The 15,401-nt window shown below is 58.0% G+C and carries 15 protein-coding genes and 2 pseudogenes; 8 read left to right on the forward strand and 9 right to left on the reverse strand.

What is annotated here, in order from left to right; translation table 11 throughout:
- Window positions 1–132: 132 nt before the first annotated feature.
- The 8 genes from HJC00_RS29230 to msuE form a co-directional block, all read right to left on the reverse strand.
- The gene (locus HJC00_RS29230) at window positions 133–1,380 is read right to left on the reverse strand and encodes an SfnB family sulfur acquisition oxidoreductase (RefSeq protein ID WP_221114575.1); all 1,248 of its coding nucleotides are present in this window, start codon (window positions 1,378–1,380) and stop codon (window positions 133–135) included.
- A 23-nt stretch (window positions 1,381–1,403) separates the two neighbouring features.
- Window positions 1,404–2,186 (reverse strand): ABC transporter ATP-binding protein, encoded by a 783-nt coding sequence (locus HJC00_RS29235; RefSeq protein WP_221165034.1) that lies wholly within the window; start codon window positions 2,184–2,186, stop codon window positions 1,404–1,406.
- Between the two features lie 120 nt (window positions 2,187–2,306).
- Entirely contained in the window at window positions 2,307–3,641 is a 1,335-nt protein-coding gene (locus HJC00_RS29240) for an ABC transporter substrate-binding protein (protein WP_210633206.1), read from the reverse strand.
- Between the two features lie 100 nt (window positions 3,642–3,741).
- Complete coding sequence (locus HJC00_RS29245) at window positions 3,742–4,782, reverse strand: branched-chain amino acid ABC transporter permease (RefSeq protein ID WP_168301791.1); 1,041 nt, start codon at window positions 4,780–4,782, stop codon at window positions 3,742–3,744.
- Window positions 4,783–4,785: 3 nt separating this feature from the next.
- Window positions 4,786–5,682 (reverse strand): branched-chain amino acid ABC transporter permease, encoded by an 897-nt coding sequence (locus tag HJC00_RS29250; RefSeq protein WP_221165035.1) that lies wholly within the window; start codon window positions 5,680–5,682, stop codon window positions 4,786–4,788.
- Window positions 5,682–6,575, reverse strand: coding sequence for an ABC transporter ATP-binding protein (locus HJC00_RS29255; RefSeq protein ID WP_376741976.1), 894 nt, complete (start codon window positions 6,573–6,575; stop codon window positions 5,682–5,684). Before HJC00_RS29255 ends, HJC00_RS29250 begins: the two co-directional genes overlap by 1 nt.
- A gap of 163 nt (window positions 6,576–6,738) precedes the next feature.
- Window positions 6,739–7,842, reverse strand: a complete 1,104-nt coding sequence (gene sfnG / locus HJC00_RS29260) for a dimethylsulfone monooxygenase SfnG (protein ID WP_168301794.1) — start codon at window positions 7,840–7,842, stop codon at window positions 6,739–6,741.
- A 22-nt stretch (window positions 7,843–7,864) separates the two neighbouring features.
- A complete protein-coding gene (msuE, locus tag HJC00_RS29265; protein WP_168301795.1) occupies window positions 7,865–8,452 on the reverse strand; it encodes an FMN reductase in 588 nt (195 codons plus the stop codon).
- A 60-nt stretch (window positions 8,453–8,512) separates the two neighbouring features.
- On the opposite strand from msuE, the gene HJC00_RS29270 reads away from it, so the two are divergent.
- Entirely contained in the window at window positions 8,513–8,794 is a 282-nt protein-coding gene (locus tag HJC00_RS29270; RefSeq protein ID WP_168301796.1) for a hypothetical protein, read from the forward strand.
- A 23-nt stretch (window positions 8,795–8,817) separates the two neighbouring features.
- On the forward strand, window positions 8,818–9,117 hold the full coding sequence (locus HJC00_RS29275) for a hypothetical protein (protein WP_244604854.1): 300 nt from the start codon (window positions 8,818–8,820) through the stop codon (window positions 9,115–9,117).
- A 296-nt stretch (window positions 9,118–9,413) separates the two neighbouring features.
- On the opposite strand, the pseudogene HJC00_RS33085 reads toward HJC00_RS29275, so the two are convergent.
- Window positions 9,414–9,506: pseudogene (locus tag HJC00_RS33085) on the reverse strand (transcriptional regulator); the annotation flags it as partial.
- A 617-nt stretch (window positions 9,507–10,123) separates the two neighbouring features.
- Between HJC00_RS33085 and HJC00_RS29280 the strand changes: the two are divergent.
- The 6 genes and pseudogenes from HJC00_RS29280 to tnpC form a co-directional block, all read left to right on the forward strand.
- Window positions 10,124–10,801 carry a hypothetical protein gene (locus HJC00_RS29280; RefSeq protein WP_168301797.1) on the forward strand — a complete coding sequence of 226 codons (678 nt, stop codon included), beginning with the start codon at window positions 10,124–10,126 and terminating at the stop codon, window positions 10,799–10,801.
- Window positions 10,802–11,004: 203 nt separating this feature from the next.
- Window positions 11,005–11,718, forward strand: coding sequence for a GntR family transcriptional regulator (locus HJC00_RS29285; RefSeq protein WP_221165036.1), 714 nt, complete (start codon window positions 11,005–11,007; stop codon window positions 11,716–11,718).
- Window positions 11,719–12,153: 435 nt separating this feature from the next.
- Window positions 12,154–12,669 carry a hypothetical protein gene (locus tag HJC00_RS29290; RefSeq protein ID WP_259672339.1) on the forward strand — a complete coding sequence of 172 codons (516 nt, stop codon included), beginning with the start codon at window positions 12,154–12,156 and terminating at the stop codon, window positions 12,667–12,669.
- Window positions 12,670–12,932: 263 nt separating this feature from the next.
- Window positions 12,933–13,343, forward strand: coding sequence for an IS66-like element accessory protein TnpA (tnpA, locus tag HJC00_RS29295; RefSeq protein WP_097596466.1), 411 nt, complete (start codon window positions 12,933–12,935; stop codon window positions 13,341–13,343).
- Window positions 13,340–13,687, forward strand: a complete 348-nt coding sequence (gene tnpB, locus HJC00_RS29300; protein WP_095436757.1) for an IS66 family insertion sequence element accessory protein TnpB — start codon at window positions 13,340–13,342, stop codon at window positions 13,685–13,687. Before tnpA ends, tnpB begins: the two co-directional genes overlap by 4 nt.
- Before the next feature lie 45 nt (window positions 13,688–13,732).
- A pseudogene (tnpC, locus tag HJC00_RS29305) lies at window positions 13,733–15,253 on the forward strand (IS66 family transposase); the annotation flags it as partial.
- Window positions 15,254–15,401 lie beyond the last annotated feature (148 nt).

A 15,401-nucleotide genomic window follows, 5' to 3' on the forward strand; every position in this document is an offset into this window, starting at 1 on the left:
ACGATCGGCGGCCGAGCAGTGACAACAATGTCCGCGACAGTCGTTGACGAAGGCCACAACTTCCTCCCTCGTATACGCTGGAGACAAATCTGCAGAGCACCTGATCTCAGGGTGCTTTGCAGATCGAAAAACTCAGCTCCAGGCGTGGAGCGGTGGCTTCTCGCCGTTCAGGAAATACTTACCCAAAATGGCGTACTTCCAGCGGACGGGGTCGTGCAGAGTATGGGTGCGGGCGTTGCGCCAGTGGCGATCAAGCCCGTGCTCTGCAAGGGTCGAGCGCGTTCCTGCCAGTTCGAACAACTTGTTGGCGGCCGCGATCGCGATCTCAGTGGAGAGGATCTTGGCTTCGGCGGTAACGATCTGGGCTTCCGCAACGGTTCCCGCGTTCGGGTCGAGGATCGCTCGGTCAATGGCATAACCTGCCTTTTCAAGCAGCGCCTGCGCCGCATGAAGCCTTAGCGTCAAGTCCCCGATCGCCTGGATTGTGTACGGATCGTCCCAAGCGTTGTCGACGCCGGAATCCACCCAGGCGCGGCTCTTGGTGCGCACAAAACTGACGGTCTCGTCAATCGCGGCCTGCGCGATGCCGGTATCGACAGCCACTTGGATAATCTGGAAGATCGCTCCGTCCGCAGTCGGCACTTCATACCCTTTGTAGCCAGGCACGAGATGCGTCTTCGACACTTTGACGTTGTTAAGCAGTACCGTGCCCGACAGCGTGGTACGCTGGCCAAAGGAGGACCAGTCGTCGATGACAGTCAGACCCGGGGCACCGCGCTCGGCAATTGCGTACCAGGCCCTGCCCTCGTTATCCAGTGCCACGATTGGCACCAGATGCGCGAGCAGCGCTCCTGACGAGTAGAATTTCTGGCCGTTGACCACGACATGATCTCCGGCATCAACGAATTTTGTTTCGAAGTCGACCGCACGCTTGGATCCAAATTCGGAGAAGGCATTGCCGAAGCGCGTTCCTTTCAACACTTCCGCGAAGAGCAGCTTCTGTTGGTCTTCGTCTGACACCGTGCGGATGGCGGCGACCACACCCAGGTGGTTTTGCGCGATTTGTCCGATGGATGAATCGGCCGCCGAGATGATCTCGATGACCTTCGCAAGCGTCGCATAAGAGACCTCGGGACCGCCGAAGGCCTTCGGCACGTTGATAGACCAAAGCCCGCTTTGCGAAAACGCGTCCAGTTCCTTGACCGGCCAGATGCGGTCGCGATCGCGTGCTGCCGATTCCTTGACGAACTCTGCCGCGAGTGTCTTGGCGACGGCAATCGCTTCGGCGTCAGTCTTGATAATGTGGGCGGGCTGCGACGGGCGTGGAACAGGTGGCACGGCCTTTGCGGCATTTTCGGTATTTATGGTAGGATGGGTCACGGTGTTTCTCCTCTTGGATCGTGTTAGCCGACAACGGCGGGGATGGAGGGAGCCACGGCTCTCTGGCCGAGGTAGAAAGACTTGATGTCGTCGCGCCCGCGCAGATCCTGTGCGTCACCGGTCAGCACCGTGGCGCCGTTTTCGAGAATGATGGCGCGATCCGCATATTTCAGAGCGACGGCGGAATTCTGCTCCGCCACAAGGATAGAAAGACCTTCTTCGCGATTGAGGTGGCGGAGCTTCTGGAAAATGTCCTGGACGATGAGCGGCGCCAGTCCCATGGATGGTTCGTCGAGAACCAGGAGGCGCGGCCGCGACATGAGCGCCCGGCCGATCGCCGTCATCTGCTGCTCGCCACCCGAGGTCAGGCCGGAAAGTGCACGACGCTTTTCCTTCAACCTGGGGAAATGCGCGTAGATCTTCTCGATATCCTCGGCGATCTCAGCGCGCGTGCCGCTGCGGCCAAGCCCGCCGGAGACGAGGTTTTCCTCGACCGTCAGGCTGCGGAAGCAATGGCGGCCCTCAAGCACCTGCACGAGACCGGCACGCACCAGTGCAGCAGGGCTTGTGCGCAGGACATCGAGCCCGTCGAAGCGGATGCTGCCGGAAACGACTTGCCCACGTTCGGCTGGAAGCAGATTGGACAACGCCTTGAGCGTCGTCGTCTTTCCCGCGCCGTTGGCGCCAAGGAGCGCCAGAATTTCACCACGCGCCAGATGGAAACCGACGCCGTCGAGTGCGGTGATGGCGTGATTGTACGTTGCCTTCAGATCATCGACCGCAAGCAGAGTGGTTTCCAGAGCCATGACAGTGTCCTCTTGCCTTAAAAGGTCGGATTGAGAGAAGGCGCGAGGTTGGAGAGGGAGGCACCATCCTCGCGCCCGGTTCTTCAAGCCTCGCCCGTTATCAGGCGCGGCTTGAAGGGATTAGTTGGTCGCCGTTTCGGCGTCTGCCGCGGTACGAAGCTTGATGCCCTTCTCGGTCGCGTAGGCTTCCGAGGACTTCTCGATGATCGCCCGCAACAGTGCCCAGTCCGGTGCAATCCAGTCAGAGACAACGTTCCACTTCTTCCCGTCCCACTGTTGGAAAGTCACGTAGCCGTTGCCCTCATGATTATCCCAGGTAACGTTGATCGAGTGGAACAGGCTCTTGGCGCCGAGCGCCTCGACACGCGCCGGGTTGAGTTGTAGGTGTTCAAAACCCCAGCGGACCTCGTCGCCCGTGAGCGTCCGCTTGCCGAACTTCTCCTGCGCGATACGGATTGCCTCGACATTGAGGATGCCGTTGACGATACCGAGGTTATGATAAACTGACCCGATACGCTTCTTGTCTTCGAGGTTGCCCTTGCCGGAGTCGTAGAGCGCTTTGACGATCTCCTGAACGACCGGGTATTTTGTGCCAGATGCCTGCGTGGTGATTGCCGTATAGCCCTTGGCGGCATCACCAGCGGGGATGACGTCTTCTTCTGAATTGGACCAGACGTTTCCGATAATATGATCTGCCGGGAAGCCAACCTTGGCTGCGGTTTTCAGCGCGACCGGGTTCATCACGCCCCAACCGCGTAGGATGACGAAGTCTGGCTTGGCGCGGCGGATCGTGAGCCATTGCGACTGCTGCTCGTTCCCCGGATGCGGAACCTCGATCTGCTGTAGTTCAAAGGCGTATTTCTTCGCCAACAGTTCGTAGATCGGGATCGTTTCCTTGCCATAAGGCGAGCCATGATAGAGAACGACGAGCTTCTTACCCTTGAGGTTTTCGATACCGCCTTCCTTGCCGGCGATGTAGTTCACGATGCCGGAAGTTTCGCTGTACGGGTTGAGCAGCAGCGGGAAGACATAAGGGAAAACGCGGCCGTCGGTCGAATCCGTGCGGCCATGGTTGATGGTGATCAACGGGACCTTGTCGGCGGTGATGCGATCGATCATCGCATAGGCAATGCCCACGGAAAGCGGGTTCCAGGCAGCGACGTTCGGGTTGCTCTTCAGGCGCTCATAGGCCTCGACGCCACGCTCGACCTCGTACTGCGTCTCAGCTTCCGACCATGTTAGCTTGACGCCACCCACGCCGCCGTCGCGCGTGTTGATCAGGTTCAGATAATCGATGAAGCCACCGAAGAAGCCGGTGCCGCCGGCAGCATAGGGGCCGACGCGATAGCTCTGAAGCGGGAAATATTGTTCGTCCGCATGGGCCATCGGCAGGGCCACCGTGAAGGCGAGGCCGGCGGCAAGAGCCGCAATCTTGAATTTGGCAAGGATCGTCATTTTTGGACATACTCCGGGTATCGACCGGGGCAAGGCGCCGGTCCGGGTTGATCTGATGAGGGCTGGTGGCATTTCGAGAGCCTTGATGGCTCCGTTTCGATCAGGACTGCACGATGGCGGCACGGATTCGTTTTCGGACCCGATCCCAAAGGGCGACAAGCCCATCCGGTTCGAGGACCAGAAAGAGGATGATGAGCGCGCCGAGCACGATGCGCTGACTCATATCCAACACGCCTGAATTGAAGATGTTTCCGAGCAGGAAGGAGCCAAGCCGGGACAGGACTAGGGGAAACACAACGATCAGCGCCGCTCCGAAAAAAGCACCGCGGATCGATGCAAGCCCCCCGATGATGACGATGAACAAGACCTGGAACGACCGGTCAAGATTGAAACCGGCGGGCTCGACCGTGCGCAAATAGGCGAACGCCCACAGGACTCCGGCGATGCCGATGATGAAGGAGGAGATTGCGAAGGCCAGAAGCTTGGTTTTCAGCACCGGCACGCCGATGATCCGCGCCGCTGTCTCGTTGTCGCGCACGGCAATGAAATTGCGGCCGGTCTGCGAATTCACCAACCGATGGGCCAGCAAAGTGAGAACGGCGACCACCGTCAGCGCGAAATAGTATCGTCCGACGGGCCCATCGAAAACAAGACCGAAAGCCGAAAGCTGAGGCGCATCGATAACGCCGGATGCGGACTCATTCGAAAACCAGCTAAATTTGGTCAGTGCCCACTGCACGAAAAACTGCGCTGCAAGCGTCGATACCGCGAGGTAAAAGCCCTTGAGGCGCAGGCTGGGAACGCCGAACACCAAGCCGACGCCGGCCGCAGCGAAACCAGCAAGTACCATACTGACGATCAAAGGCAGACCGTCGACGCGAAGATTGAAATTGAACGCCGCGAACGCGCCGACAGCCATGAAGGCAGCACTCCCCAACGACACCTGCCCGGCATAGCCCGTCAGGATATTGAGCCCCAAGCCGGCGAGGCTGAGGGCCATGAACGGCAGCAGGATAGCCTCGAACAGGTAGTCTGACCCGAGAAGCGGCACAATGACATAGGCAATGGCAAGCCAAGCCAACGGCGTCGCCCAGCGGGCGGGGAACCGGTAGGCCGGCAGATCGCAAGTGATCGTGGACATCGGTCAGACCTTTTCCAAGAGCTTCTGGCCGAACAGGCCGGAAGGGCGAACGAGGAGGAAGGCGAGCGCGATCACATAGGCAAACCAACCCTCAATGCCGCCGCCGAAATATCCGCCGATATAGACCTCAGCCAGCTTCTCGGACGCGCCAATCAGCAACCCGCCGAGGATCGCGCCGAGGATCGAGTCGAACCCACCGAGGACGAGAACCGGCAAGGCCTTCAGGACAATCAGCGACAGTGAGAATTGCACCCCGACGCGGGCTCCCCACAAAAGACCGGCGACCAGCGCCACCAGACCTGCGGTGGCCCAGACCGTCGCCCAGATCCAAGGCAGTCTCAACCCGACGGCGAGCGCCGCGAACTGATCGTCGGCCACGGCGCGAAAACCGAGCCCGATGCGGGTGTAACGGAAGAAGACAGAGAGCAGCAGCACCATGGAGGCGGCAACGACGGCTGCGAAGATGTCGAATTGACTGATGTAGACACCACCGACATCGAACGGCACATCCTCGATACCGAGATCAAGGCCGTGCACCTGCGTGCCCCAGATCAGTTGGGCAGCGCCCTCGACAATATAGGAGAGGCCGAGCGTCGCCATGAAGAGCGTGATCGGCGGTTTGTTGGTCAGCGGCCTCAACACGGTACGCTCGACAGCTATCCCGATAACGACCATGATCGCGAAGGTGATCGCGAATGCGAGCGGGAAGGAAATGCCGCGTTCCGTCAGGCTGACGAAGGTCAGCGCCGCGAACAGGAGCATCGCCCCTTGCGCAAAATTGAGGACGCCGGATGTCTTGTAGATCAGGACGAAACCGATCGCGACCAGCGAATACATGACGCCGGACAAAAGGCCGCCGACGAGAATCTCCATGAAGAACAGCCAGTCGAAGTCAGCCATCAGATGCCCGCCCCCTCTTCATTTTCGGGAGCGACACCGAGATAGGCATCAATCACGCGCTGGTCGCGCTGGATTTCGTTGGGTGTTCCATCGGCGATCTTGCGGCCGTAGTCGAGCACGACAACGCGGTCGGACAACCCCATGACAACGCCGATATCGTGCTCGATCAGCACGACGGTGGTACCGAACCTGTCACGTGCGGCGCGCACGAAATCGGCCATCTCGTTCTTTTCCGTCGCCGTCATTCCGGCCATCGGCTCATCGAGCAGCAGGATGTCGGGCTCGGCCACCAGAGCGCGCGCCAATTCCACCCGTTTTTGCAGACCATAAGGCAGTGTACCGACCAGACGATCGCCAATATGCGAAAGGTGGAGGAACTCGAGCACCTCGAAAGCCCGACTGCGGGCATCCCTCTGTTCCGTGCGGGCTCGACCGAGGCCGACGATCTGTTCGACGAAGCTAGACCGCGTCTTTTGCGCTCGTCCAACCACGACATTGTCGAGAACGCTCAAACCCTTGAACAATGCCAGGTTTTGGAACGTGCGAGCAATGCCGAGACGGGCAAGTTTCTGCGTCGGGACCTGGGCATGGCGGCGCCCGGAGAGCCACACAAAACCGCGATCGGGTCGGTATACGCCGCTGATCACATTGATGATCGAGCTCTTGCCAGCACCGTTGGGCCCTATAACGGCGAGGATTTCGCCACGCCAAACGGACAGATCGATATCCTTCAGGGCGACGACGCCACCGAAGGATAGATCGATGCGGGCCAGCTCCAGAATGATGCCGTCCGTTGCGCCGGCTTCAATGGGCGACGCCCAGGCCGCGCCTGTTCCTCTGTCCAAGCCGGCCAAGTGCTCCTGAACGTCCGGCGGAAACGGCGCCGCTCCCAAGCCTCCGAAGGCAAATGTCATAGTGTGCACGCCCCTGCTTTCGACGGCGCGCCACGAGCCCACGAGTTCATAGGCGCACGCTATCCCACCACGAACCACCGGGTTCTTGGCCTGTCATCGTTGATGCGGCCGGCTTTGCGGGCCGGCCGACAACGTGTTGCGATTACTCGGCGGCGACGGCCGTCGCCGTTTCGGCTTCTTCCAACTCGCGGATCAACGGGATGACGTGCTTGCCGAAATACTCGACCTCTTCCTGGAAATGCAGGAAACCGAGAAGGATGAGGTCCGCGCCGGCGCGCTTCAGGTCGATGACCCGCTCGGCGACCTGGCGTGGTGTCCCTATCAGGTTGGAGCGGAAGCCGTCGTTGTACTGGATCAGGTCCTCGAAAGAGGATTTCGCCCAGTTGCCCTCGCCTTCAGGTGATGATTTCCCGGCGTTCTTGACTTCGTGCCCGAAGGCATTGACCGCCTCTGGATTGGCCTTCTCAATAATCTCGGCGAGCACGGCCCTTGCCTCTACCTCGGTCTCGCGGACGATGGCGAAAGCGTTGACACCAACGAGGACGGAATGACCGTTAGCCTTCGCCTTGCCCTGGATGTCAGCCACCTGCTTGCCGATTTCCTCCGGCGTGTTGCCATTGGTGAAGTACCAGTCGGAAACACGCGATGCCATGTCGCGTGCAGCGCGAGAGGAGCCGCCCTGGAAGATTTCCGGCTGTGGATCGATCGGCTTGGGCTTAAGCGAATAATTGTTGAAGCGATAGAAATCGCCGTGGAACGTGAAATTGTCTTCGGTCCAAATACCGCGCAGTGCGCGGATGAATTCCTCCGAGCGGCGGTAGCGCTCGTCATGGTCAAGCCAGTGCTCGCCAATTGCGTGGAACTCGCCTCGGAACCAGCCACTGACGATATTGACGGCGACACGACCATTGGTGAGGTGATTGATGGTGGCGATCTGCTTGGCCGCCAGTGTAGGATTCCATGGTCCCGGCAGAATGGCGGCAATCACCTTCAGCGTTGTCGTCGATTCCAGCAGCGCATGGCTAAAGGAGACGGATTCATGCTGGAATTCGGCGCCATAACCGGCGGTGAAACGAATTTGGCTCAGCGCATAATCGAAGCCACTAGCCTCGGCGATCTGCGCCAGCTTTCTGTTATATTCGATCGTCCAGCTCGTCCGCTGCTCAATATTGGAAATGACGAGGCCACCCGAAACATTGGGAACCCAGTAGGCGAATTTGACCGGCTCTCTGCTGGCATAGGACATGATACTCTCCCTCTTGAAATGGCTAGGCTGACGCGGAGGCGAGCGCCGGGCGGTTTGCATGAGCGCGCGCGGCAGCGGTGTGATCAGAGAGCGGCAGCACCTGAGCGAGTTCTGAAACGGCGCGCTCGATACGCTCTTGAACCACAGGACTGGCGATCTCATAATCCGTGAAATCGGTTTCGGTAGCGTAGATCGACGTCGGCAGTGTCAGGGCGTTGAAGAAGCCGAATAGCGGGCGCAACTGATGTTCGGTCATCAAACCGTGCAGCGGTGTGCCACCTGTGGCAGCCAGAATGACCCGCTTTCCGGTCAGTGCGCGGTAGTCAACAAGGTCGAAGAGATGCTTGAGAGCGCCGGTATACGATGCCCGGTAGACCGGCGACCCGACAACAAGGACATCAGCCGCCTCGACGGCGTCGATAATCGCCCGCCCCTCGGCATCCAACTGGTCCGATCGAAGCGCCTTGAAGAGAATGGGGGCAGCGTCAACCAGTTCTATGGTTTGCCCATCGAGACCCAGCTTCGATGTGGCTGCCGACACAAGTGCTTCCACAAGGGAGGCAGTTCGCGATGGTCGTTTTACATTTCCCGCAAGACCCAGAATTTTCATGTCGGCGACATCCTTTTGCGACGTAGTCTATATATTTAATGGACTAATGATAACGACACGATGCCAATATTTCTCCCTGTTGTAGATTGCCATCCTGAAATCGCGCCCAATGGGCGAAATAAAAACTTCAGCTTGGCGTTCTATGTGGCGCAGCAAACTGCACGCCACGGCGAGAGCGAACAACTCTCTATGGCCAAATGGGTTGCGCTGGTGCTGAAGCGAAATGGAGCTCGCGCAACGATCGGGAAGCATATTTTCGTCTCGCCATGGAGGGAAGAATGCGAAATTTGCAAAGGTCCGACCTGCTACAGCAGTTACTTAGCGACCAGCCACGGTGTCTAAACTAAAGAGGAGCCCGTTCGATCGTGCTCGAAACACTATCGATTCATAGCGCGAATCAAATTGACCGCATAAGCGGAACTCAAGCAGCAAACAAGCAGGGCACCATGACATCTTACCTCACAAGGCAGAAGCATGCTAAGGAAAGACTAGGCGCAGCGCTTCAAAAAATGAATGACGCCATCCGCGACGTACACAAATCCGGCATTGATGTCGATATCAGTACCCTCACGATACACACGCCGCGTGGCCCGATGGTTCAAGTCGACCTTAAGACGTTCCGCGCATATGACGCGCCCCCAGTGTTGCGATTGGTGGAAGAATAAATGCGGTTAGATTCGCTCATCGATCACCGTGCCACGATGATCGCGTGCCTGGGTTTCCACCAATCGCAGTCGGCAAGCTGTCTCTACAGCAAGGGTGCGACGAATGACTTCAGGCGCTAGCCTTCGCGCCAGCCAATTAGGCGGAAGCGTCCAGCTCGGCTAAGTCTGAAGCCTGGATGGCCCTATAAGCTGTAGGAGCTTGAAGGGCTTCCCATTAAGCGCCTCCTGTACTCGGTGAGCTGCTGCAGGCATCCTCCTTAAGGCCGCTGTGTAGCGACTTCAGTGCGACGCATGTCTCAAATCTTGTCTAAAACTCCTAGGGCGGCCGCGGTCCTTCGTATCCTTGACGAGTCAAAATCCGAGCTCTTCTCAAGAGTTGTCAAGTCAGACCATCGCTCGTCCAGCGAAAGCTAGTCGGATCTACCGCAAGGGGAGCCAGGATGTCATCGTTTCCGACCTTCCGAGAACGCTTTCTCTGCCGGCCGAATATAATGGTGGTCCGAGTAAACTGACTTCGGCGTAACCGGTGTTCGTCCCACGCGTTATCCTGTCAGCAATCTGGTGTTCGACTTTCAATACAAGAGCGAAGGAAGTGTCTCCGTCGAGACTGAGATTCTTCCAATAAATTCAACTCATTGGCGATCAGCCCGGTGGTGACGAAATACTCAATCCGACCAACATGTCGGGGTTGTCAGATAGAAGGGGAACTTTTCGTGCTGCTTGAGGGAGTCATAGCCGTACATTACCACTTCGAGGTTTGGCCATCGCCAACGGGAGATTGTCAGCTCGAACATTTGCGGACTCAAGCAAATCTTGAACTCTCTTGCGTAATACGATATCGTACCGAGTTGTGTACTCGACCAACAGAGTATAAATGTAAGCCATGGCGATTGGCTAAATATATCAGAAAATATATTATTGTTAAATATTGATCTATGGCGGAGTGCCGTCTAGACGTGCTCAACACGCGGCATGGGACTACCCCGGTCAGCGACGGGAGGCTTAGATGAACCGACGTGACAAAATGCATCCAAACGAACCCAGGTGTGATAGCCCGGAAATGGGGCTCGTCTTGCTCGATGGCGAACGCGTGCTTGCTCAACGGCGTGGTATACGCTGGCAGCCGGCCGCACGGAACGAGCATCTGGATGCGCTTCGCGAAGTCGCAGATAGCGGAAGATATTATCGGGTTAACCGTCCTGTAGTGACCGGCATGGAGCTGAGCCTTGAAATATTGTCGACATTGCAACAACCACCTGCCGAACACGAGGCAAGCATAGGCCTGGACCTAACCAAAGCACATCTCGCCACCAAACACGAACCGGAACAAATGCATCAGATCACATGGTCTCTTTCAAAATCTGAACGTGTCTTTGATTGCGCTGGAGGCGATTCTGACAACGGCGAAGCCATCGCTACTGATGGACAAGTCGAGGCTCTCGCGAACCGCGTCTACATCAAATCCGCCGAAGCCTATAATCAGCTGATTGATAGGAGTAACCGATCACGTCCACCGAAGAGCTATCATGCACATGTTGATTTTGAAAACTGTCAGTACATTGATGGCACTTCCAGGCCTTGGAGACCCGGTTCGCTTAAAGGCGGCCGCTTGCGCGTAATACGACGGGCGTTAGACATTGGACCAGCGCGCCATCCCGACGCAGCCTTGTGCCTATGGCATTGAACTTAGCGGCAGAATGCGATAGCTGCCAATTACGGCCGCGGCTATAATACAGGTGGTTGATCCCGAATCTGGTTCGGGCGTGAAACGCGGTGCCGGTATTGGAAGGGTCGACTAATTCGACCTTCAATTCCAAGCGACCGTCCGATCTCAAAGCAAAGCTCCTGTAGGGTCCTTGAAGGATATCGACAGAGGAAAACTATCAAATGCGGTGTTGCAAGAACGCGCCCCAAGGTCGTGGGGGTGGCTCGAATTTTTCTACTGAACCAGAACCTGCAAAGGCCGATATTGCCTACGATGCTATTCGAAGAATTCTCCACAGTAACGGTCGTGTGCCGGAGCAACATCTCAGGGAACAGGATCTAGCGTCTAAGCTCGATCTTGGTCGAACACCGGTTCGCGAAGCGCTTCAGCGGCTCGCAGCTGAAGGGAAGATTCAATACATCCCTCAAAGAGGCTTTTTCACCAGGCCGATGTCGGAAAGAGCTCTGTTAGATGTTTATGTTGTCGGACGTGAAACCCTGATCTCGGCACTGAATCGAATGCGGCCGCAGGTCCCAGAGAGCTGGACCGTGGCGGATAAATTGTCCTCTGACGAACTTGCCTTAAGGGCAGAAGCGATATTCACTAAAATCGCGCAAGAAGCATCGAATTGCGAGGCTTGCAAAATCGTCCACCGGTTCTGTTTTTGCACTCACCCTTTACGAATGGAACTAACTGCGTCGGAACTTCGGCCCGCGTTTGTTGAAAGCCTCGAGAAGGTAATTGACGCAATGTCTGAACTAGGCACGGCAACGACCCTGGTGGAGTCCGCGTTGATGAACCACCTTGATCTAGAACAGGGTGCCGTCTCAAGGATTGTACAAGAGGTGAACGAACGTGGATTAACAGGTTTTTCGGGGCCTGCGAAAAGTTTGTGACATTTCAAACTGTCATCTCGACGAATGATCCTAGTCAACGAGCCTGAAGAATTTTGTCGAGTGCCGCGCATATCTGCGGCTGCTGCGGGCAATCCAAAAGCCGACGTCGGCATCACCTACCAGCATTATAATTATGTTGCCAAATCAAAGAGGCTGCCGCCATCCCTTCAGCATCCCAGAATACAGCGTTGCAGAGCGAAAGGTGCTTGTGCCCTATCGGGCAACGCCCTCCGTAGGTTTCCATTTGCCGCGGCTTGGCCAGGCCAGCTATGTTGATCGAGCGACGTTTTCAGCCGAAGTCTCAAAAGACATTGTGCCAAAGATCATAACAGCCAACGGGATCGACGCTGCGACCTTGAGGACAAAGGTTACGCCGGGCGGGTATCTCCTCAAAACAATGCATCGCTTCAGACCGAGGGTGATCTCGATGACGCCGTGACGGATAGGTTTGCCGGCCCGCTAGGCTACGTCTTGCGCCAATGTCGCGTTCTTACCTCTCGCCTCGACGACACGACAGGTAAGACAGTCCTTGTTATCGTGCGGTTTCCGCAGGGCAGCCTTAGCGCCACCGTGGCGCAGAGATTCTTCGAAGCAGCGGACGCAACGAAAAATGGCTTGGGCGGCGGATATAGCGTAGTCGGTGACGAGCAGATCTTCCTCAATGCGACGAATTCCGAAGGAAAACCTTATAGCGGACTCGATGACGCAAGCTTCCTAGACGGATTGAGGCGCGCAGCCGTATCGTTTGGCAGCCCTAAACCAAAGGTTTCTCCCCTCGGCAATGCGACCGCGCGGAATGATTGGCAGAGGTCAACAAGAGGCGAGGGCTATCAAACCTTGCTCGGTGGATCGGACGGCGAGTTAGTGAGAAAGCTCGACGAGATCAGCAGCTGTTATGCATTCCTCCTCGCGAAGACTGCCGACAGCAAGGGCTGGGCCAGAGATGAATAAGGGCCGGACGAGGACCTACGCTCAAGTCGCTGAGCAAACTCAAAAGGCTTTCACGAAACCGGCCTCGCTGGCGACACGATTTGAGGATCCCACGCCGGCCACCTGGGGCCGCGCCGGAGAAAATCTCACTGCTGCAATGCTCAGAAATTGAGACGGCTTAATCCTGCTATAGTTCTAGAATATCTGTAAGCCCACGGTGAGGGCCGTCTTGCGAGGTTGATGCGAACATCGGAAGTCCTAGTGCAAACACTAGGAGTAGTCCTATGACCAAGCATCCGATTGAAGTGATCACGTCTGTCGAGCGCCGTCGGCGCTGGTCTCGCGAGGACAAAGAGCGGCTGGTTGCAGCCTGCCTTGAGCCTGGTGCGGTTCTTTCCGAGATTGCCCGTGCGGCCGGCATCCACGTGAGCCAGCTCTTTCGGTGGCGCAAGGAACTCTGCCGGATCGAGGAGCCGTCGACGCAGGTGTCGAGCACCTTGGTGCCCGTGATCGTTTCGGAGACCGCGCCGGCGGCCCAGCCCGCTGCCTCAGAAGCGCCGGCCTCATCGCATCCCCGCCGGAAGCGCAGCGATGTGACGATTGATCTGGGCCGCGGTCGTCGTGTCCGTGTGGACAGCGACATCGACACGGAGGCACTTGGCCGCATTCTCGATTGTGTGCTGGGTCGGCGATGATCCCGGTTCCTGCTGGTGTGAAGGTCTGGTTGGCGACTGGCCATACGGACATGCGCAAGGGCTTTCCCGGTCTGTCGCTGATGGTGCAAGAGACACTGAAGCGCGATCCGATGTGTGGGCACCTGTTCGTGTTCCGCGGGCGTGGCGGCGGCCTGATCAAGGTCATCTGGCATGATGGCCAGGGAGCCTGCCTGTTCACGAAGAAGTTGGAACGTGGACGCTTCATATGGCCGTCGGCGGCCGATGGGACGGTCGTGATCACGCCTGGGCAGCTCGGTTATTTGCTGGAAGGTATCGACTGGCGGATGCCGCAAAAGACCTGGCGACCAACCTCGGTTGGATGAGCAAAAACACTGGAATAGCGGGGGCGAATATGATTCCATCTCGCCATGAACAGCCCTGTCGACCAGCTTCCAGATGACCTTGCCAGTGCGCTCGCACTGCTGGCGGAAGAGCGAGCGCTGCGTGTTGCTGCCGAGGTGGAAGCGGCGACAGCCAAGGCGGAAGCTGCCAGCGCAAAAGCGCTCGTGTCACATTCCGAGGCGCTGATCGCGCGGCTGAAGCTGGAGATCGAGAAGGTCCGCCGAGAGCTTTACGGCAGCGGCTCTGAGCGCAAGACGCGGCTTCTCGAACAGATGGAACTGCAACTCGAAGAACTCGAAGCTGATGCCGGCGAAGACGAACTCGCGGCAGAGATGGTTGCCAAAAGCTCGACCGTCAGGGCCTTCGAGCGCAAGCGTCCGTCACGCAAGCCCTTTCTTGAACACCTGCCGCGCGAGCGCGTCGTTATTGCCGCCCCATCCAGTTGCCCATGCTGTGGATCGGCCAAGCTGTCGAAGCTCGGCGAGGATATCACCGAGACCCTGGAGGTCATCCCGCGTCAGTGGAAGGTTATCCAGACTGTGCGGGAGAAGTTCACCTGCCGCGAGTGCGAGAAGATCACGCAACCGCCAGCACCCTTCCATGTGACACCCCGCGGCTTTGCCGGCCCGAACCTTCTGGCGATGATCCTGTTCGAGAAGTACGCCCAGCATCAGCCGCTCAATCGCCAGAGCGAGCGCTATGCCCGAGAGGGGATCGATCTCAGCCTGTCGACGCTTGCCGATCAGGTCGGCGCGTGTGCCGCAGCCCTGAAGCCAATCCATTCGTTGATCGAGGCCCATGTCCTGGCGGCCGAGCGGCTGCATGGCGACGACACGACCGTGCCGATCCTGGCGAAGGGAAAGACCGATACCGGCCGCATCTGGACCTACGTTCGGGACGATCGGCCGTTCGGCGGACAGTCACCGCCTGCCGCCCTCTACTATTCCTCTCGGGATCGGCGGCAGGAGCATCCAGAGCGACATCTGAAGACCTTCACCGGCATTCTGCAGGCGGATGCCTATGGCGGCTATAACCCGCTGTTCAAAGCAGATCGCGATCCCGCGCCTCTGCGCCAAGCACTCTGCTGGGCACATTCGCGCCGCAAGTTCTTCGTGCTGGCCGACATTGCCACGAACGCCAAACGGGGCAGCAAAGCCGCACCGATCTCACCGATGGCATTGGAGGCCGTCAAACGGATCGATGCCCTGTTCGATATCGAACGGGAGATCAACGGTCTTAGCCCCGAGCAGCGCCTGGAGCGCCGCCGCAAAGACAGCCAGCCGCTCGTCGACGAACTGCACGACTGGCTCCAAACCGAGCGGGCAAGGCTGTCGCGCAGTTCTCCTGTCTCTGAGCCGATCGACTACATGTTGAAGCGCTGGAACGGCTTCACGGCCTTCCTCGAAGACGGCCGGATTTGCCTGACGAATAATGCCGCCGAACGCGCGCTCAGAGGCTTTGCTCTCGGAAGAAAGTCATGGCTCTTCGCCGGATCGGATCGTGGTGCTGATCGTGCCGCCTTCATGGCCACGCTGATCATGACCGCCTTATGCCGCGCGCGGCATAATGCGGTTTATGCCGACCGTCGAACTATGCCGAACGAGCAGGTTTATGCCAACGTTTTTCGTGACAAAGCAGTAGCCGGATCGGCATAGCTTAGGCTCTCTCCGTCGCAGTTGACGCAAAGGAGAGCCC

The sequence above is a fragment of the Rhizobium sp. NLR22b genome, assembly GCF_019685295.1.
GTDB lineage: Bacteria > Pseudomonadota > Alphaproteobacteria > Rhizobiales > Rhizobiaceae > Rhizobium.

Coding starts and splice junctions, on each gene's coding strand:
- HJC00_RS29235 (WP_221165034.1), bottom strand. CDS start 2,186: ATGGCTCTGGAAACCACTCTGCTTGCGGTCGATGATCTGAAGGCAACG.
- HJC00_RS29240 (WP_210633206.1), bottom strand. CDS start 3,641: ATGACGATCCTTGCCAAATTCAAGATTGCGGCTCTTGCCGCCGGCCTC.
- HJC00_RS29245 (WP_168301791.1), bottom strand. CDS start 4,782: ATGTCCACGATCACTTGCGATCTGCCGGCCTACCGGTTCCCCGCCCGC.
- HJC00_RS29250 (WP_221165035.1), bottom strand. CDS start 5,682: ATGGCTGACTTCGACTGGCTGTTCTTCATGGAGATTCTCGTCGGCGGC.
- sfnG (WP_168301794.1), bottom strand. CDS start 7,842: ATGTCCTATGCCAGCAGAGAGCCGGTCAAATTCGCCTACTGGGTTCCC.
- msuE (WP_168301795.1), bottom strand. CDS start 8,452: ATGAAAATTCTGGGTCTTGCGGGAAATGTAAAACGACCATCGCGAACT.
- HJC00_RS29270 (WP_168301796.1), top strand. CDS start 8,513: ATGCCAATATTTCTCCCTGTTGTAGATTGCCATCCTGAAATCGCGCCC.
- HJC00_RS29280 (WP_168301797.1), top strand. CDS start 10,124: ATGAACCGACGTGACAAAATGCATCCAAACGAACCCAGGTGTGATAGC.
- HJC00_RS29285 (WP_221165036.1), top strand. CDS start 11,005: ATGCGGTGTTGCAAGAACGCGCCCCAAGGTCGTGGGGGTGGCTCGAAT.
- tnpA (WP_097596466.1), top strand. CDS start 12,933: ATGACCAAGCATCCGATTGAAGTGATCACGTCTGTCGAGCGCCGTCGG.
- tnpB (WP_095436757.1), top strand. CDS start 13,340: ATGATCCCGGTTCCTGCTGGTGTGAAGGTCTGGTTGGCGACTGGCCAT.